General features: G+C 59.4%; 12 protein-coding genes. 1 reads left to right on the top strand and 11 read right to left on the bottom strand.

All coding sequences use genetic code 11. From position 1 onward, the window contains the following. Positions 1-2 precede the first annotated feature (2 nt). The 11 genes from ACR9ZQ_RS26440 to ACR9ZQ_RS26390 form a co-directional block, all read right to left on the bottom strand. Positions 3-773, bottom strand: a complete 771-nt coding sequence (locus tag ACR9ZQ_RS26440) for a 2-keto-4-pentenoate hydratase (protein ID WP_310385413.1) — start codon at positions 771-773, stop codon at positions 3-5. 236 nt (positions 774-1009) lie between these two features. Then, on the bottom strand, positions 1010-2242 hold the full coding sequence (locus ACR9ZQ_RS26435; RefSeq protein WP_310385415.1) for an OpgC family protein: 1233 nt from the start codon (positions 2240-2242) through the stop codon (positions 1010-1012). 81 nt (positions 2243-2323) lie between these two features. After that, the gene (locus ACR9ZQ_RS26430; protein WP_310385417.1) at positions 2324-10843 is read right to left on the bottom strand and encodes a glycoside hydrolase family 94 protein; all 8520 of its coding nucleotides are present in this window, start codon (positions 10841-10843) and stop codon (positions 2324-2326) included. A 550-nt stretch (positions 10844-11393) separates the two neighbouring features. Beyond that, the gene (locus tag ACR9ZQ_RS26425; RefSeq protein ID WP_310385419.1) at positions 11394-11558 is read right to left on the bottom strand and encodes a hypothetical protein; all 165 of its coding nucleotides are present in this window, start codon (positions 11556-11558) and stop codon (positions 11394-11396) included. 132 nt (positions 11559-11690) lie between these two features. Further along, on the bottom strand, positions 11691-11879 hold the full coding sequence (locus tag ACR9ZQ_RS26420) for a hypothetical protein (protein WP_310385421.1): 189 nt from the start codon (positions 11877-11879) through the stop codon (positions 11691-11693). Between the two features lie 162 nt (positions 11880-12041). Further along, entirely contained in the window at positions 12042-12791 is a 750-nt protein-coding gene (locus ACR9ZQ_RS26415; RefSeq protein ID WP_310385423.1) for an ABC transporter ATP-binding protein, read from the bottom strand. Continuing rightward, positions 12788-13621, bottom strand: a complete 834-nt coding sequence (locus ACR9ZQ_RS26410) for an ABC transporter ATP-binding protein (RefSeq protein ID WP_481429053.1) — start codon at positions 13619-13621, stop codon at positions 12788-12790. Before ACR9ZQ_RS26410 ends, ACR9ZQ_RS26415 begins: the two co-directional genes overlap by 4 nt. Then, the gene (locus ACR9ZQ_RS26405; RefSeq protein ID WP_310385427.1) at positions 13618-14553 is read right to left on the bottom strand and encodes an ABC transporter permease; all 936 of its coding nucleotides are present in this window, start codon (positions 14551-14553) and stop codon (positions 13618-13620) included. Before ACR9ZQ_RS26405 ends, ACR9ZQ_RS26410 begins: the two co-directional genes overlap by 4 nt. Beyond that, positions 14550-15617, bottom strand: a complete 1068-nt coding sequence (locus ACR9ZQ_RS26400; protein WP_113319862.1) for an ABC transporter permease — start codon at positions 15615-15617, stop codon at positions 14550-14552. Before ACR9ZQ_RS26400 ends, ACR9ZQ_RS26405 begins: the two co-directional genes overlap by 4 nt. A 21-nt stretch (positions 15618-15638) precedes the next feature. Next, positions 15639-17279 (bottom strand): ABC transporter substrate-binding protein, encoded by a 1641-nt coding sequence (locus tag ACR9ZQ_RS26395; RefSeq protein ID WP_481429052.1) that lies wholly within the window; start codon positions 17277-17279, stop codon positions 15639-15641. 44 nt (positions 17280-17323) lie between these two features. Beyond that, positions 17324-18382, bottom strand: a complete 1059-nt coding sequence (locus tag ACR9ZQ_RS26390) for a dipeptidase (RefSeq protein WP_310385433.1) — start codon at positions 18380-18382, stop codon at positions 17324-17326. 284 nt (positions 18383-18666) lie between these two features. On the opposite strand from ACR9ZQ_RS26390, the gene ACR9ZQ_RS26385 reads away from it, so the two are divergent. Next, entirely contained in the window at positions 18667-19146 is a 480-nt protein-coding gene (locus tag ACR9ZQ_RS26385; RefSeq protein WP_481429051.1) for an NUDIX hydrolase, read from the top strand. The last annotated feature ends 5 nt before the right edge of the window (positions 19147-19151 follow it).

Here is a 19151-nt window from a genome sequence, read left to right as displayed (position 1 = left end):
TGTCACGCAAAGATGCATTCGACCTGTCCAAGCGGTCCGAAATCAGCCGCCAGATGCTGGCCGGGCCAAACCTGAAGAATGGTGGTGCACGATCCCGTCGCAACGATATCGTTGGCCTGAAGCTGCCTGCCGTTCGCCGAAAGTTGGTTTGTCAGCCAGACGACGGCATTGAGCGGATTGCCCATGACCGATGCGGATGTCCCCGAAAAGACCGTCTGCTTGAACAGGAAGGTTGTAATATCGATGCTGGCAAGATCGGCTGATGTCAGCGCTCCGGTATGATCACCGCACAGGGTTGCGACATGTAGGCCGAAGTCGGCGATCGCTGCGTAATCTCCCGTGAAGACCCGCCGCGTGCGCCGGCCGAGAATGCCGACGGCCGGGCGACAATCGAGCACCGCTTCAGCAGCACTGTCGAGGTTGATCGGCTCTCCGATATCCGGATAAGACCGCAGCATCGTGAAAACCAGCTCACACTGGACACCGATGGTGCCTTGCGGCAGCCGGAATTCCTTCGTGCCGGCAAACAGTGCGGAAGCAGGAATTTCGGAATAGATCGACTTTGCAAGACCGAGAGTGTGGCGCGATTCCTCGCTCGTGCCGACGAGCGCATAGCCCTTGCGCTCGAAACCCAGCGCATCCTGCGCAATCGCCTGAATGTCATAGGCCTCACGTTTGGAGGAGATCAGGTCAAGCGGAAGATCGCAGAGTTCGTTATGCCGACGGCTCTTGGCGAGGATATCGGCTGTGGCGTCCTTGAGTTCGAAGTACATCTTCGTGCTCCCTATCATTGGCATTGCCTCAGGAAGCCAAAATGGAGCGAGGCGCGTAGCCGTTCCATTCGTGATGAACGGCTAAAAGATCAAAATCTCATAGTGATCCCGGAGGTCCCGCTTGCGGCTGCGCATTCCACCTGGAACAACTGCGTCAAGGCGTAACCACCCAACGCTCGGCGAAAAAGCCGGCGGCCTCTTCGACCGCCGGCTCCGTATTCCTTAAGGAAGTCTGCCTATTTGCGCTTGCCCTGGCTATAGGCGTCCACTCCACGGCTGATGCGGACGGGCACCGGAATGGCGCCGCCGCTGGCAAGAGGCCGAGTGTTTTCCTGTTCGCGCTTGTATTCGAGATGATAGGCATAGGCGAACTGGGCGGCGATGCCGACAAGCACGAAGATCGGACCGATGATCTGGTCACGGTTGGTAATGTAGAGCAGCACCTGCCCGACCATCGCCAGGATGGTGCCGGCGACAAAGATATTGAGCGAGTGCCGGCCGAGGATCGTCAGCGGATGATCGGCCGGGCGGCGGAAAGCCTGGGACACCGTCGGAATATTGATCACCAGATAGGCGAGCGCCAGCACATGCAGGAGGCGCGGCAGCGACAGGAATGTCTTGTCGAAGCCGGTCAGCACGGCAGGCAGGCCAAGTGCTGCAAGATAGTTTCCGATATCCCAAAGACGCGCCGTCACCCAGATGAAGGAGAGCACGACATAGCCGAGTGCCAGCGCGAAAAGCAGCGGATGGTGGGGAAGCGTGCCGCCGCGCTTGACATGCATCATCGACACGATGCCGATCGTGAACAGGAACTGCCAGGAGAAGGGATTGAGGAACCAGTCGCCCTCGAAAAGCATGTTCTGCGGCGCGATCTGGTAAATGCCGGCGAGCAGCCAGACCGTTCCGGAAACCGCAAGCGCCAGCAACGCGCTCTTCTCGTTCAGCAGCAGGATAAGTGGCACCATCAGCATCAGTGCGCCATACATCGGCAGGATATTGTTGTAGCCGATCTGATGGCCGAGCAAGAGCAGGGCGGGAATGCCCTCCTTCAGGTTCATCAGCACCGCCAGAATATTAATCTCGACCAATAGCCCCGGCCGGTGGAACAACCAGGCGCCGCAGATGAACAGCGCAAGCGTCACGAAAGTGGTGATCATATGGGCAAGATAAAGCGTGAAGGCACGCTTTGCCGCCTTGATCGCCATTTCCAGTCGCTTTCCCGCCTTGAAGCGCGAGCCATAGGCAAGACCGACTGCAATGCCCGAGATCAGCACGAAGGCTTCGGCGGCATCGGAAAAGCCGAAATTCTTGGTCGTGATATATTCGAAGATTTGCCCCGGAACGTGATTGATGAAGATCGTGATGAGGGCGAGACCACGAATCACATCGAGCCTCGTATCACGCTTGGACGCCGCCACTGATATGGAACTTCGTTGGGCGCCAATGGCTTTGGTCGGCATACCTGCCATGGTGTCTCTCCTGTTATCCGTTTTGCAAACGCTACGCCGGCCAAAAGGGTTCCCCCTTTGGCCGCGCGAATCGCCGGAAAATCAGCTTGGAGATTGCTGTTGTCCGACCGGATATCCCTCGTGGGGATTGGCGACTTCGCTGCCGTTTATCGACAGAGTGTAGCCTTCAGCATTGGACGCTTTTGAGACCGAAATGCGGTATTTGCTTCCGTCGCGTTCGATCTCTGCCGCAAACCCGTCCCAATTGGAAGGGAGCGACGGGTTCACAAAAAGTTGTCCACCCTTTAGCCGGATACCGAGGATACCTTCCACCGCCGCGCGGTAGAGCCAGCCGGCCGAGCCGGTGTACCAGGTCCAGCCACCGCGCCCGACATAGGGCGCATGGCCATAGACATCAGCCGCCACGACATAGGGCTCGACGCGATACCGTTCGGCCGCCGCCTTGTCCAGCGAATGGGTGATCGGATTGAGGATCTGGAAGCAACGCAGGGCATCGTCACCCCGCTTCAATTCCGCCAGCGCCATGACCACCCAGGTCGAGGCGTGTGTGTACTGGCCACCATTCTCGCGAACGCCCGGCGGATAGGCCTTGATATAGCCTGGATCCTTTAGCGACCTTTCAAAAGGCGGTGTGAAGAGGCGGATGATCCGTGCATCTTCGTCAACCAGCCGGTCGAGCACCGCATCCATCGCCTTGATGGCCCGCTTCGGATCACCTTCACCTGAGAGCACGCTCCAGGACTGTGCAATCGAATCGATCTGGCATTCCAGGCTCTCCTTCGAACCGAGCGGCGTGCCGTCATCGAAAGTGCCACGGCGGTAATAATCGCCGTCCCAGGCAGCGCTTTCGAGCGCCTTCTTGAGTTCGATGAGATGAGCCTTCCAGCGCTTCGCACGGGCCTTGTCGCCCCGGTCTTCGGCATACGGTATGAAAGAGCGCAATGTGCCGGCAAGGAACCAGCCAAGCCAGACACTCGTGCCACTGCCGCCGATGCCGACGCGATTCATCCCGTCATTCCAGTCGCCACCGAGGAAGAGCGGCAGGCCGTTCGTTCCCTTGCGAGCAATGGCGAGATCGATCGCCCGGGCTGCATGTTCATAGATGCTTACCGTATCCTCGGATATTTCCGGCTTGAAGAAGGAGTCATGCTGACCCTCCAGCAGCGCCGGACCTTCGAGGAAGGCAAGCTGCTCGTCGAGTACGCTCTTGTCACCGCTGACACGGCAATAATGATCGATCGCATAGGCGAGCCACACGACATCGTCGGAGATCATGGTGCGTACGCCGGCTCCCGTCCCCGGCAGCCACCAGTGCTGTACGTCCCCCTCGCGGAACTGGCGCGAGGCCGCATTGATGATCTGGCCTCGCGCAAGCGCAGGCTCCTGCAGCACGAAGGCGAGCGTATCCTGCAACTGGTCGCGGAAGCCGAAGGCGCCGCTCGCCTGGTAGAAGGCCGTCCGGGCCATGATGCGGCAGCCGAGGCTCTGATAGGGCAGCCAGGTATTGACGAGGTTGTTCATGCCTTGATCCGGCGTCGAGATCTGCAGCTTGCCGGTGAACTCCTGCCAAAAGCCCCGGTTCGCCTGCACCGCTTCATCGAACGAGGCCTTTCTGATATCGGCAAGCAGGGCGCGCGCCTCCTCTTCGGTGGACGCATCACCCAGGAAGAAAGTGACGTCGCGCGCTTCGTCAGCGCCGAGCTCGATATCGATCGCAAGGATCGCCGCTGGATCGCCTTCAAGATCCGTGGAGCCGGAAAGAGCAGCGGCTGCAGTCACGGCGACAGGCGCCTCAATCGTCCCGCTCTTGCCGATGAACTCGCGACGGCTTGCCGAGAAACTCGAAACCGTCTCGCTTACGGCGAGGAAGGCGGTGCGACCCGAATAGTCGATGCTGTAGGGGTTCGTCGCAAACAGCGCGCCTGTCTCTTCGTCACGTTTCGACAGGATGAAAGAGGCGGTCTTCTGCGGATTATTCCCAAGGACCCATTCCACATATGCGTAGAGCCTGAGCTTGCGGCTTGCCGAACCGGTGTTACGCAGACGCAGGCGCTGCAGCTTCACCGGCTTCTCGCGATGCACGGTCTGCGTCACTTCCAGCGCGATCTCGTGCTGCGTGCTGGAGAAAGTAGAGTAACCGAGACCGTGGCGCGCTTCGAAGCTGATATCGTTGCGACGGGAGAGCCCTGCAAACGGCGTCATGACCGCGCCACTTTCGAGGTCCGCTATGTAGAGGGCTTCGCCGGAACGGTTGATGACTGCATCGTTCGACCAGGAGGTGAGCTGGTAATCACGCGAATTGACGCTCCAGGTGAAACCGGCACCTTCCGCCGATACATGGAAGCCGAACCGGTCATTCGAGATGACATTGATCCAAGGCTGCGGCGTCGCCTGTCCGCCCGGCAGGCGCACGACATATTCACGGCCGTCGCGGGCAAAGCCACCGATGCCATTCCAGAAGTCGAGATCGCCTTCCTCCTCAATGGCAATAGTCTTGATAGCCGGGGCAGGTAGAGGCGGTATGCGCTTGACCGGCGTCTCCGTGTCCTCTGGCTCCTCCTTGACAGGGGTAAACAGCAGGCGGGCGCGGTTGATCTGATCAACCACCTTACCGTTCTTCGCATGCAGCGTTACGCGCGAGGCGGCGATCAGTGCCTGATAGGTGCCCTCTTCCATTAGATCCTTACGGACTGCGAAGATGTGCTGGCGCAGACCATCGGCCTGGCCCATGCGGCGCACGCCCTCGCACATGGCGTCGAGCGCGTGCTGCATATCCTGTGCATAGGAAGAGGCCCGTTCGTTCATGATGACGAGATCGGCGGTCACCCCGCGTGAACGCAGATATTCCTGCGCCAGCAGCGCTTCGCGGGCGATTTCGAGATCCATTTCGTCATCGATGCGCAGCGTGAAGATCGGGAAATCGCCCGAAATCGCCAGCGGCCAGAGCGCCGACTGCGACTGCATGCCGGCCCGGACGGCGCCATAGTCGCCGCGAAGCTGCATGTCGGGATAGACAAGATAGCGGCCGAGATACTGGAACGCTGCCGCCTGCTGCGAACTGACACCGACATGGCGCATCTGCACCTGTGTACGCGTCCAGGCCTGGATGAGTTCGTGGTTGAAGGCATCCGGATGGCGATAGCGATCGATGGCCTTATCCACCTCGGCACGGCTAGGTGCTGCAATCGTCCAGAAGATCACGCTGACCTTCTTGCCAGCCGGCACGCGCACAGTCCGGCGCAACGACAGGACAGGATCCAGCGTGAAACCATCGGTGCCGGAAAGGCTGGCACCCGGATCAAAAGCAGCAGCATTCGAAAGGCTGCGGCCACGACCGATGAACGTCCTCCGCTCGGTTTCGAATTCCGTATGTCGCGTATTCCCGGCGTTGTCGACGATCAGATGTGCGATACTCATATTCGCTTCGTTCGGATCACGCTTGTTGCGCTCGGCGCGGATGACGTCGCCGCGCGTGTCGATCTCCGTTTTGACGAACATGCGGGCGAAAGCCGGGTGCGCGTTGTCCGTGTCGTCGGATGTGATGACCGGTTCTAGATAGGACGTCACTTCGACGAAGCGATCTTCCGCACCTATGTTGAACAGTGTCAGGCGGCGGGCTTCCGCATCATGCTCGGTGGCAACGATACATTCAACCTCACTCATAAGTTCGCCAAGAACCTTGCTGAACACGGCCTTCTCGTCAGCAAATTCCACTCGAACCGTTTCGCCCTCCACGCTCTTCGGCTCTGATGTTGCCGACCACCATTCATTGGTCACCGTATCGCGCAGGAAGATGAAATTGCCCCAGCGGTCTTCGGTCGGATCTGGCTTCCAGCGGGAGACGGATAGACCGTTCCAGCGGGCATAACCCGCGCCCGTTGCCGTCAGCATCAGGGAATAATGGCCGTTCGACAGGAAGACGAGCTCTCGTTCGCGCGATGCAGGATCGGCGATTTTACGGATGACGGGCCGCATCAACTCGTCCTGGATGCTGGCGGGTGTATCGGATTCATCCTTGCCGCTCATGACCGGGATGTCGCGCGGCGCTTTTTCCTGCAGCAGCAGTTCGGCCGCTTCGATGACCGGATCCGAGTGGAACAGTTCACGCAGATGGCCGTTGAAGGCGACGTTGGCGACGGCCGCGATCGACATGCCGTGATGGTGGGCGTAGTAGTTGTAGACAACTGCACACGTCTTGCCCTCAGGTACGCGTGTCGGCGTGAAGTCGACGGCGTCGTGAAAGCCGAACTTGCCGAGAGCGCCGAGCTTGCGAAGCCTCTGCAGGTTTTCGAGCGATGCTTCCGGGTCATATTGGCTGGCGAGCAGCGATGCATAAGGTGCGATGACGGCATTGTGGCCGAGACCGCGCTTGAGGCCGAGCGTCGGCACGCCGAAGTTCGTGTACTGATAGTTGAGGTTATGGTCGCGGGCATTGAAGGCCGCTTCCGAAATGCCCCAGGGCGTACCGAGCTTACGGGCATGGTTCATCTGTTCGACAATGACGAGATTGTTGGTCTGATTAAGGATGCCTCCGCCGCGCTCCTGCATGACGAGCGGGGGCATCAGATACTCAAACATCGAGCCGGACCACGAAACCAGCACGCCCCGAGAGCCGACCGGAACAACCTGGCGGCCAAGCTTGTACCAATGCTCCGTCGGCAGGTCGCCCTTAGCAATACCGAAGAGCGAGGTTAGCCGACATTCCGAGGCCAGAAGATCGTAGCAGGCCGCATCGAGCTCGCCGCTTTCCACGCGATACCCGATCGACAGCAGGCGACGCTCCGGACGGAATAGAAAGCCGAAATCCATCGAAAATGCGAGATCGCGGGCCTTGTCGCGGAGCGCGACCAGACGGGGGCGCAACGCATCGATATTGGAAAGGTCGAAGGTACTATCGGAGATATGTGCCTCGCAGACCTTGACCAGCGAGGCCGCCCACAACGTGACCTCTTCCGTCTGCTTCGACTTCACCTCGTGATGCAGGTTGCCGGCAAGGTGCTGGATGTCGCGCGCCAGAACGGCAAGGTTGATGACACGGATCGAGGCAAATTCGTGCTCGCGCTTGACAGCGGCAAGCGCATTCTGGAAACCGGCAATACGCTCTTCCAGACGGCGGCGCAGCGGCCGCACGGTCTTGCGGTCGTCAGGCAGGTCGGCAAGCACTTCACCAAGAATGCCGGCCGTGTCACCGACACCGTCGAGATTGCCCTGGACATGTGCTGAGGGTGCTTCCGCCCAGTCGCGGCAGGCCGAGGAAATGGCAATCAGGTGACCGGCGAGATTGCCGCTGTCGACCGCCGAAACGTAGCGAGGTCCAAGCGTCTGCAGCGTATCGGTGTGATACCAGTTGAAGAGATGGCCACGGAATTTTTCCATTCGGTCGACCGTGGCGATTGTCTGCTCCAGGCGCTCGATCGTCTCCTCGAAGGAGAACCAGCCGAAATGGCGGCCGGAAATGACGGACAGGAGATAGACGCCAATATTTGTGGGCGAAGTGCGCGTCGCCACGATGACGTGGGGCGTTTCCTGGACGTTGTCGGGCGGCAGATAGTTCTGCTCCGCCGTCGTGAAGGTTTCGAAGTAGCGCCAGGTGCGGCGCGCGATCTTGCGCAGCTCGCTGGAGACCCCATCCGGCACGTCGAGCCGGTCTTCCGTCTCGGCCGACTGGCTTACGTACCAGGCGACGACGGGCGAACAGATCCAGAGGAGCGCAAAGGGAACGCCGACGAGGAATGAGTCATTTCCCGACAACGCGGCGAAAGCGACCGACAGAATAGCCAGAACCGGAGCATGCCACATCGCTCTATAATAGGAGAGGATGGTACCCTGCCTGCCGGCCCCGACGCTGGCCGCAGTGCGCCACTGCAAGAGCAACTTGCGGCTGACGAAGAGACGATAGAGCGATCGGCCGATCGCATCCACCATCATGCTGACGGTGTCGGCGATGAAGATGATGCGCAGCGCCACCTGGGCATCGGCAGCCGCAATATCCGACCAGACAGTATAAAGATGGGCACTGGCGACAATATCGCTGCTGCGCGGAATGATGCCATTGATGAGCGAAAGGGTTGGCGCCACGAACAGGCAGAAAATCAGCAGGATCTGCCAGATCAGCGCCCCAAATGGCTCCATCAGATACCAGCCGAGCACGGAAGCGAGGAACCAGGCGATCGGTGTCAGCGACCGGCGCAGATTGTCGAACATCTTCCAGCGCCCGAGCGCGGTGACGCCGTGTTTCGGACTGAACATATAGGGCAGAAGCTGCCAATCGCCGCGCACCCAGCGATGCTGGCGCGAGGTTTCGACCTCGTAGCGTACCGGAAAGTCCTCGACGAGTTCGAGATCGGTGACGAGTGCGCAACGTGCCATCGAACCTTCGAGAAGGTCATGGCTGAGCACCGAATTCTCCTCGATACGCCCCTTCAGTGAAGCCTCGAAGGCATCGACATGATAGAGGCCCTTGCCGGTGAATGTGCCTTCGCCGGCAAGATCCTGATAGACATCCGAAACCGTGAAAACATAGGGATCGAGACCGCGATTGATCGAAAAGACGCGTTGAAAGACTGACGCATCCTTGCCCGTCGTCAGCGACGGTGTGACGCGCGGCTGCAGAATGCCGTAGCCGCTTTCGACACGCCCGCTTTCCGGGTTAATGACCGGGCGGTTGATCGGATGATGGAGCTTGCCGACGAGTTTCGTGACGGTATCGCGCATCAGGCGCGTATCGGCATCGAGCGTCATGACATATTCTATGTCGGCCGGCACGGTGTTGGCGCCTGGCAGATAGGTCGTATCGCGGTCGCCGCGCAGCAGCAGGTTCAACTCGTGCAGCTTGCCGCGCTTGCGCTCCCAGCCCATCCACACCCCTTCAGATGGATTGTAGAGGCGGCGGCGATGCAGCAGATAGAAGCGCGTCTTGCCGTCATGGGCATAGCGGGCTGAGAGATTAGCGACCTCCCGGCGTGCATATTCCAACACTTCGAGATCGGCGGAAGTTTCCTCAACCTCGCTATCCGGCCAGTCGCTGAGCAGCGCGAAATAGATCTCGCCGCGCGGATTGGCGAGATAATGGACCTCGAGATTACGGACCATCTCATCGACGCTATCGCGATCAGAAATCAGGCACGGCACGACGAGGAGCGTGCGCGCATCCTCCGGAATGCCCTGTTTGAACTCATAACCGACAAGCCGCGCCGGCGTGACGAAGAAAGAGAGAACAGTGTTGAAAAGCCCGCTCGCACCTTCCGAGGCCGGCAACGCGAACAGGATGAGCAGCAGCGCGATTTCAACCGATCCCATGCCGGCATTGGCCATGAACCCGCCGACGATCCCGATGGCGATGATCGTGATCAGCGCGACCGGAATGGCGATCGCCATCCAATTGAATTTGCGCACCGCGCGAATGACGTGCTGCGCCAACGTCGGGCGGTAGTCTGCGCGCTCTTCGAATTTTAGGCGTTGAGCGCCCGCAATGAAGCCCCCAATATCAGGCTCATGCGGCCGCGGCTCATCGGAAAGCCTGGCCTCAGACACCATATCGACAGCAAGCTGGGCGATTTGCACCTCGCTCAGCGGCGAGCGCCTGGCAAGCCTTTCGATCTGCCGGCGATAGCTGTTGCGCGAACCGGAATCGAGAGCACCGTATTGGGACTGATCCCAGAGCAGCCTGTCGACGTGGCTGACCTGCTCGACCCAGACCGACCACTCCGCATCGTTGATCTCGCGCAGGCTGCGGATGATGTTGCCCATCGTGACATTGCCGGCGGAGAGGCGGCTATGCTCCGCCATCATCGCTTCCTCGCTGTCACGCCCAAGCTTTTCCAAGCGCTCGTCGAGCCAGGAGATCGCCAGGCTCGAAGTCTGCGAACCATCACGCATGCGGTAGAGGAATTGGGTCGAGAAAGTGTTATCCTCAGCAAGCTCTTCCAGCGTCTTCAGATAGGCGGCAGCCTTTGCGGTGTCGGCGAGACGCACCAATTCGTTGGCGGCCTCGTTGGCGCGACGGCGCAGGCGGCGGCTGCGCTCGACGCGGCTCGAAATACGACGGAGGTTTTCAACCAGCACGTAGCGCACCAGCGACGGCAGCGCCCAGAGCTCACCAATCTTGAGGGTTTCGTGCTGCTGGAAGCCGTCGACCAGTGCTGTCAGGCTTTCCTGTGAAATAGTGCCGTGAGTATGGGCGACATAGAGCCAGGCCAATACGAGCGTGCGCGGGATTTCGACGCCGCTGACTTTCATGAGTGGTAGTTCTTGATAGAACCGGCGCGGAAAGTCGCGGCGGACTTCCTGAATTGCCTCCTCGACGATGTAGTGATTGTCCAGCAGCCATTCGGCAGCCGGCGTGATCGCCTCCCCGGCCTCGGCATCGGTCGCAGTCGTGCGGTAGACGCGCAGGATTTCCTTCTCATTTTCCTTGTGGCGCGCGAAGAAATCGAACGCTGCGAAGCCTGGCAACTCGCTCACGGTGCCGCAGGCGACGCTTTCGCCCATGGCCCTGATGTCCTCGTTGGACAGATAAGTTGAGCGGATCGAATCACTGTGGTCGATCTGCTTGTTCTCAGGCTCGTGCGGCGGGCTCGGAGACGGACTTGAAATGGCCATGGGTTCGGTTCTGGATCCAAACGACGTTATGATTTCGGCTAGGTTCTGCATTGCTTATGATGACTCTCGCATGAACGGGCCGATCATCTTCGAAGTCGGGAAAAGCAAGATAAACGGACGGTCGGCGCGCTCTGGAGCAACGGACCGACCGGCTTCGGACGTAACTTTGCGACCGCTCATGGCCGACTTATGCCCTCCCTGCGAAGCCACCCGGGAAAGTTGGACATTCTTGCAATAATTCAAGTCAAAGGAACTGTTTCTCCGCTGCCCTTCCGCCGGCGTGAAAAAGGCGCATAGACATATCCATGCGCCTCGCACGGCGTTCACGGCACTATCAGCGCCTCACGCCTACTTTCCGGAATGGGCTAGACTGCGTGGAACAGGTAAAGAAGGATGATGGGGATTGGGATACCGCAAGATGCCTTTCATAACACTCTCTCCCTGAACAACACCGAAGTGTCAGGAGAATGCCAGCGCATCCCAATTGTTCCGGACAGGAAAATATTCAATCAAATAGGCGCCATCAGTTAGCGCCTCGAACGCGCAGGCGTCAGCCGACGATGCCGCAAACCATAGCGACGACAAAAAGGAATGCCGCCGTAAAAAATGTTGCATGGATCGCGGTCTGGATTCTGTGCCGCGTGGTGACCGGCTTCTTTGCCGGTACGGATCCGTACTGGTTCACATGAGTATGTGAAATACCCAGATTTGCCATGTGTCGCCTCCGCCTGTTTATTTTGCGGCCGAATTACCGGCTCGCATTTATATTCTTATATTCCCTATAAGGTAGGTAGAGATAAAATTCCGTCCAGAGCAGACGGAAGAGAAAATCCACCCAGGCGTCAACTCAGCAGAGCGTGCGCCATGCCCAGATCCAGGAACGCTCGACGGCGCTGTCGCTCTGGGGTGCATTGGGGGATGTTTCGATCAACCGGCGATCCTTTTCCGCCGGGATAGTCACGGAGGTGGTATCCCTCCGCTCGACCTTAACAGGAGGATCGAGGTAACCCATGGTCATCCCACCGAGAAAGAACATGCCTCAACCTCCATCGATCACGAAAGCTAACGGTCGTTAACGGGATCATGACAGAACTAAGGCAGCTGTCAATAGTCTAGTCGAATGGTCGTGTTTTAGGGAAACATTATCCTTAACGCCGACAGCATGCGAGAATTTTCAAAGGCTTGAAAATATTGGCTTTCAAGCCTTCACGAAACCTTTGCTCGCGATCATCAAATTTCGCGTGTACTCCTCGTGAACGCTCCCGGCGGCAAGTTCGGCCGATGTCAGCCGTTCAACAACAGCACCGCCGCGCATCACGGCAAGCCTCTTGCACATATGGGTGATGACCCCAAGATCGTGGCTGACCATGACGAACGTCAGTTTCCGGTCCCGCCGGATCTGCTCAAGGAGATTGAGAACCTCCGCCTGTACGGAGGCGTCGAGCGCCGATGTCGGCTCATCGAGCAGCAGGATGGATGGTTCGACAATCAATGCGCGGGCGATCGCCACACGCTGCCGCTGGCCTCCGGAAAGCTGATGCGGGTAGCGGAAGCGAAAACCATTGCCGAGCCCGACTTCGTCGAGCGCCCGGGCGATGCGTTTCTCGCTGTCGCTAATGCCGTGAATGGCGAGCGGCTCCAGCAGCAGCCGGTCGACGGTCTGGCGAGGATGCAGCGAACCGTAGGGATCCTGGAAGACCATCTGGACGCTTCGATAGAAGCCTTTGCTACGTTTCGAGCCTTTCAGCGGCTCGCCATGAATACGGATCGCTCCCTCGCTGACAGGCGCAAGCCCGGCGACCGCGCGCAGCAGCGTCGACTTGCCCGAGCCGGACTCACCGACAAGGCCGAAGGATTCGCCGCTTTCGATGGAAACGCTCACATCCTTCAACGCATGGAAATGGTCGTAGACGACACCCAGATGGTCTGCAGACAGCGCCGTACTCATAGAGCCCACTCCGGCTTGCGGTCGAGAACCGGCAGCGGATGCCTGTCTTCACCGATCTGCGGCATGCAATTCAGCAGGCCCTGCGTATAGGGATGCTTCGCGTTGCGAAGCTCGGATGCGGCGATCTCTTCGACAATACGACCGGCATACATGACGATGACACGGTCGCAGAAAGAGGAGACGAGCCTCAGATCGTGGGAGACGAAGATCAGCCCCATGCCGCGCTCGGACACCAGCCGGTCCATGATCCTCAAGACATCGAGCTGGACTGTTACGTCGAGGGCCGAAGTGGGTTCGTCGGCGATCAGCAGCTCCGGGCCGGCGATCAACATCATGGCGATCATCGCGCGCTGGCCCATGCCACCCGAAACCTCATGCGGATAAAGATCGAAGACGCGGTTGGGATCGCGGATCTGTACCGCTTCCAGCATGTCGAGCGCACGGTCTCGCGCCTCGCCTTTGCCGACCTTCTCATGAGTGCGCAATGTTTCGCAGATCTGCTTGCCGATGGTCATGACGGGATCGAGCGAATATTTCGGATCCTGCAGGATCATGGCGATACGTTTGCCGCGCAGCTTGCGCCGTTCGGCAGCCGAAGCCTTGAGGAGATCGAGGCCGCTGAAATCCAGCGTGTCGGCGGTGACGACACCGTGCGTCGGTGTCAGCCCCATGATGGCGCGGCCGGTCTGCGACTTGCCGGAGCCAGATTCGCCGACGATGCCGAGACGCTCCTTGCCGAGCATGAAAGACACGCCGCGCACGGCCTCGATAACACCGGTGCGGGTCGGATAGCTGACACGCAGGTTTTCGACGGTCAGAAGCGAGCTCATTGGCCGGCCTCCTTCGGATCGAGCGCATCGCGCAGGCCGTCACCCAACAGGTTGAAGCCGAGGCTGACGACGAGGATGGCAATGCCGGGCATGGCCGCGACCCACCACTGGTCGAGGATGAAGCGGCGCCCGGAGGCGATCATTGCACCCCATTCCGGCAGTGGCGGCTGTGCGCCGAGGCCGAGGAAGCCGAGGCCGGCGGCCGTGAGGATGATGCCCGCCATGTCGAGCGTCACGCGCACGATCAGCGAGGAGATGCAAAGCGGCATGACATGCCTGATAATGATGCGCAGCGGCGAGGCGCCCATCAGCTTGACCGCCGAGATATAGTCGGAGCGCCGGACCGTTAGTGTTTCGGCGCGGGCGATGCGCGCATAAGGTGGCCAGGAGGTGATGGCGATGGCGATGATGGCGTTCTGGATGCCGGGCCCGAGGGCTGCGACGAAGGCAAGCGCCAGCACGAGCTTCGGGAAGGCAAGGAAGATATCGGTGATACGCATCAGCGTCGCATCCACCCATCCTCCGGCATAGCCCGACACAGTGCCGACGATGAGTCCAACAGGCGCGGAGATGATGGCGACCAGCACGACCACGAGCAATGTCAGCCGCGAGCCATAAACGAGGCGTGAGAAGATATCGCGGCCCTGATCGTCGGTGCCGAGCAGATAGCCGGCGCTGCCGGGCGGCAGCAGGCGGGCATTCATGAGATCGCCGACAACGGGATTGTGGGTGGCGATCAGATTGGCAAAGGCAGCAATCAGTAGCAGCGCCACGATGATCAGCAGGCCGACGACGGCAAGCCGGTTTGCCGTAAACTGCCGCCAGGTAACGTAGGCGCGGCCGAGCCGGGCCTGCATGCGTGACTGCGGCCGGTCGGACAGCAACCAGTCACGGCGGCTCAAGGGCGTGGAAGGTGTGGTCGGAACCGTCATCGGTTGCGCGTCCTCGGGTCGAGTATCCGATAGAGAAGATCGGAAATAAGGTTGATGCCGACAAAGACCGTGCCGATGACGATCGTGCCGCCAAGTACGGCGTTCATGTCGGCGTTTTGCAGCGAGTTGGTGATGTAGAGGCCGATGCCCGGCCAGGAGAAGACCGTTTCCGTCAGCACCGAGCCTTCAAGCAGGCCCGCATAGGAAAGCGCTATGACGGTGACGAGCGGCACCGCCGCATTTCTCAGCGCATGACCCCAGATCACCCGCGTTTCCGATAGGCCCTTGGCGCGGGCTGCCACCACATATTCCTGCGACAGCTCGTTCAGCATGAAGCTGCGGGTCATACGGCTGATATAGGCGAGCGAGAAATAGCCCAGCAGCGAGGCCGGCAGGATGATGTGGCGGAAGACGTCATAGAAAACATCCCACTGCCCCTGCCAGGCACTATCGAGGAGATAGAAGCCGGTGACCGGCGTAAAACTGTACTCATAGACGATGTCGATACGGCCGGGGAAAGCCACCCAGCGCAGCCGCGCATAGAAGATGACGAGCGAGATCAGCGCCAGCCAGAAGATCGGCACCGAATAGCCGACGAGGCCGATGACGCGCACGACCTGGTCGGCAATGCTGCCGCGGCGCACGGCAGCGAGAACGCCAAGCGGCACACCGACAACAGAGCCGATGATCGTGCCGACGGTCGCAAGTTCCAGCGTCGCAGGGAAGACGCGGCGAATATCGACCATGACCGGATTGGTGGTCAGGACGGAATTGCCGAAATCACCGGAAAGGATGCCTTTTAGATAGATATAGAACTGCTCGTAGAGCGGCAGGTCAAAGCCCATCTCGCGGCGGACTCGCTCCACGACATGGGTCGGCGCGCGGTCGCCGAGTATGGCGAGCACTGGATCGATCGGCACAACGCGGCCGATGAAGAAGGTGACGGCCAGAAGGCCGAGATAGGTGGTGGCGGCGGCGAAGAGGAAACGCCCCAGCGCCTTCGCAAAGGAGAGTGCACGGCCCTTGCGGGGCCGCGCCTCCTGTCTTGTTTCGACGATGCTCACTGGATCAGCCTAGCCGGCTCATCACTTCGAGATCGGGCCTACATAGTTCGTGTCGAAGCTGGGACCCAGCTTGAAGTCCTTGAGGCTCTTGCGATAGCCAGCCACTTCGATCTGCTGGAAGATGACGACGAAGGGGCTGTTGGCCAGGAACTTTTTCTGGACATCCTCATACATGGCCGCACGCTTAGCGGCGTCACGTTCAAGAAGGGCAGCCTTCGTTTCCTTGTCGAGCTCGGGCGCTTCCCAGGTATTGCGCCATGCGAGCGTCTTCACCGTACCGGCGTCGGAATTGTCCGGGTTGGATGTGAACGTGTCGGCGTTAGAGTTCGGGTCGAAATAGTCCGAGCCCCACTGGCCGATATATATATCGTGCGTGCGAGCGCGGTACTTGGTCAACGTCTGCTTGCCGTCACCGGGGATGATTTCCATCTTCACGCCGGCCTGGGCGAGTGTCTGTTGCATGGATTCGGCAATGCCGGTGACCGGCTGCGTGTTGCGCACATCCATGGTGACCGAGAAACCACCCGGCAGGCCGGCCTTGGCGAGCAGTTCCTTCGCCTTGGCAACATCGAGCTTGTAGGGGTTCTCATTCAGCGCACCGAGCTGGCCGGTCGGCAGGAAAGTCTGGTGGATCTCGCCGATGCCCTTGATGAGGGTCGCGCCGATTGCATCGTAGTCGACCAGATATTTGAAGGCTTCCTGGACCTCAGGCTTCTTCAGATTCTCGTTCTTCCCGTTAAGGCTGACATAATAGACCGTGCTCTTCGGCGCATTGGTCGTCGCCAGATCCGCATTTTTGGTCACGGCGTCGAGGTCACCGGGCTCCAGGTTGCGGGCGATATCGATATCACCGGCCTCAAGCGCCAGGCGCTGAGCGGAGCTTTCCTTCATGTAGCGGTAAATGACGCGATTAAGCTTTGCCTTCTCGCCGTAATAATTGTCGTTACGCTCCATGACGACGACTTCGTTGGCGCGCCACTCACGCAGCTTGTAAGCGCCGGAGCCGGCATAATTCGTCTTCAGCCACTCGTTGCCGAAGTCGTTGTCGTATTTGTGGTCGGCATCGACGGTGACCGGTTTCACATGATCGAGAACTAGCTTCTTGTCGACGACAGAAGCCACCGTTGCCGTCAGGCAGTTCAGTACGAAGCTCGGCGCATAGGCCTTGTCGACAGTGAAGGTGAAGGTGGTCGGATCGACGGCCTTTGCCTTTTCGGTGACGTTGTCGCCGGTCAAGCCGAACTGGGTGAGAATGAAGGCCGGGCTCTTGTCGAGCTTGACGGCACGCTCGAAGGACCAGGCAACGTCTTCGGCGGTAATCGGGTTGCCGGAAGCAAACTTCAGACCCGGCTTCAACTTGAACGTATAGGTCAGGCCGTCATCGGAAACCGTCCAGCTGTCGGCGAGATCCCCCTTGATCTTTGACGTGTCGTTCATGTCGAGACGAACAAGCAGGCTGTAGGTGTTGCTGGTGACTTCCGCAGTCGAAAGCTCGAAAGCTTCGCCCGGATCCATCGTGATGATGTCATCGATGGCAAAACCTTCAACGAGCGTGTCCTTTGGCGTCTCTGCGAAGGCAGCGGGCGCTGCTACCATCAGGAGCGAAAGGGCAGCCCCTGCGGAAAGAAGGCGGAAGCTGCGGTTGAGTTTGGTAATCATCATGGTTTGTTCCCCTGTTTTGATTGATTACTAAGTATTATTTGGTTTCAGGCGTCCTCTTCCCTCCACGCCGAAGCCAGAATGCGAAGCCAGTTTTCGCTGGCCATTTTGGTCAAGTCCTCCTCACCATAGCCAGCTTGCCGGAGAGCGGCAATCAGCCTCTGGTTGCCCGAGGCATCACCGATTTCTTCCGGAATGGTAGCACCGTCAAAGTCCGAGCCGAGCGCAACGCAGTCGATCCCAACGCGGTTCACGAGATAGTCGATGTGGCGGATCATGTCGGAAAGCGGCGTATCGGCATCGGAGCGGCCGTCTGGACGAAGCATCGCCGTCGCATAATTCACGCCGACGAGGCCGCGACGCTCACGGATCGCATCGAGCTGCCTGTCGGTGAGGTTGCGCGCGACCGGCGTCAGCGCATGAACGTTGGAATGGCTGGCTACCAGCGGCTGATCGCTCGTCTTCGCCACATCCCAGAAGCCCTTCTCGGTGATATGGGCAAGGTCGATCATGATTCCGAGGCGATTGCACTCGCGCACCAGCGCGAAGCCGGCTTCCGTCAGACCCGGCGCCGTATCCGGCGAGCTCGGGAAGGCAAAGGGCACGCCATGACCGAAGATATTGTGCCGGCTCCACACCGGGCCGAGCGAGCGCAGCCCGGCGGCATAAAAAACATCAAGCGCAGCAAGATCGGCGCTGATCGCCTCGCAGCCTTCGATATGCATGACAGCAGCGAAAATGCCTGATGCCATCGCCTTACGGATATCTTTCACCGTGCGGCAGAGCCGCCAGGCGCCGGCACGGTCGAGCCGGAGCGCAATCGCCGCCATTTCCGTAGCAATTGTGAGCGACGGCAGTGGATCAAGGGGGGCAGCAAGCGGCGTTGCGTAGTGGCCGTTCCCATCCGGATCGGCAAAAACCAGATCGCCGGAGGGAATGTAGATGGCACAAAGGCCGCCCGCCAGACCGCCGGCCTTTGACCGCGGGGCATCTATATGGCCTGCGGTCGTACCGTTAGCAAATTCCGCAACCGGATCACTTCCGTCTTTCGCATGGGACCAGAGTCGAAGGAGAACGTCGTTATGACCGTCGAATACGAGTTGCATCTGCTTTCCTGCACTGCCCGAACGGGCGGATCGAAGCGGCAAGAATAGAAAAGCTGGCAGAAAGCGCCACCTATTTTTTTACAAATGCGCAATGGAGAAACCGTGCAATTTTGTGATGCAAAAAGGTAACGTCGCAAATACCTTGGATGCCGCAGTCCGCAGGCTCAACCGCCGCGGAACGTCTTTTTCTGCCAATGATCTGAGAGAACCCCACGAGTGAGGAAATTTTCCAGGCGCTTATTCGACAATACCCGGATGCCAGGCTGACGGCAGCCGATCAGCCCTTGCCGGGAACCGATTTTGAGACACAGAAACACAAGCACTTTTCCCGCTGGGCATTGGGCGGAGCGATCGGCATCATCCATAATGCCGGAGGCCAAATCGTCCTGGCGAAGAGAAGCGGTATGCATGCAGGCTGGTCTCTGCCAGGCGGAACGGTCGAAGAGGGCGAGGATTTCTCCGCCGCATTTCGCCGGGAGATATCTGAAGAGATCGGCGTGTCTTTGGATCTGATGGATCTGATCGAAGTCGAACGAAAAAAGTTTATTTCACCACAAGGCGAAACCTTCGATTTTCTGCTCACCGTCTTCGAAGCATGGATGCGTGAGGAAGAGCTGCCGGGACCAACGGATGACGCTATCGCGGAAGGGCTGGAAGTCGCTCTCTTCTACCCGGCCGATATTCCTTCCGAGATGATTTTGGGTGATCGCGAGAAACTCCTGCAACATTTGAAGACATCGGGAGCCCTGGATCCTTCGTTGTGATCGCA

Source organism: Rhizobium sp. KNZ14-9A, from assembly GCF_056755015.1.
This window is presented reverse-complemented; position numbering and strand designations above follow the sequence as displayed.

Excerpts from the sequence above, each read along its gene's own strand:
- ACR9ZQ_RS26440 (WP_310385413.1), bottom strand. The coding sequence starts at position 773 with ATGTACTTCGAACTCAAGGACGCCACAGCCGATATCCTCGCCAAGAGC.
- ACR9ZQ_RS26435 (WP_310385415.1), bottom strand. The coding sequence starts at position 2,242 with ATGGCAGGTATGCCGACCAAAGCCATTGGCGCCCAACGAAGTTCCATA.
- ACR9ZQ_RS26430 (WP_310385417.1), bottom strand. The coding sequence starts at position 10,843 with ATGGCCATTTCAAGTCCGTCTCCGAGCCCGCCGCACGAGCCTGAGAAC.
- ACR9ZQ_RS26425 (WP_310385419.1), bottom strand. The coding sequence starts at position 11,558 with ATGGCAAATCTGGGTATTTCACATACTCATGTGAACCAGTACGGATCC.
- ACR9ZQ_RS26420 (WP_310385421.1), bottom strand. The coding sequence starts at position 11,879 with ATGTTCTTTCTCGGTGGGATGACCATGGGTTACCTCGATCCTCCTGTT.
- ACR9ZQ_RS26415 (WP_310385423.1), bottom strand. The coding sequence starts at position 12,791 with ATGAGTACGGCGCTGTCTGCAGACCATCTGGGTGTCGTCTACGACCAT.
- ACR9ZQ_RS26410 (WP_481429053.1), bottom strand. The coding sequence starts at position 13,621 with ATGAGCTCGCTTCTGACCGTCGAAAACCTGCGTGTCAGCTATCCGACC.
- ACR9ZQ_RS26405 (WP_310385427.1), bottom strand. The coding sequence starts at position 14,553 with ATGACGGTTCCGACCACACCTTCCACGCCCTTGAGCCGCCGTGACTGG.
- ACR9ZQ_RS26395 (WP_481429052.1), bottom strand. The coding sequence starts at position 17,279 with ATGATGATTACCAAACTCAACCGCAGCTTCCGCCTTCTTTCCGCAGGG.
- ACR9ZQ_RS26390 (WP_310385433.1), bottom strand. The coding sequence starts at position 18,382 with ATGCAACTCGTATTCGACGGTCATAACGACGTTCTCCTTCGACTCTGG.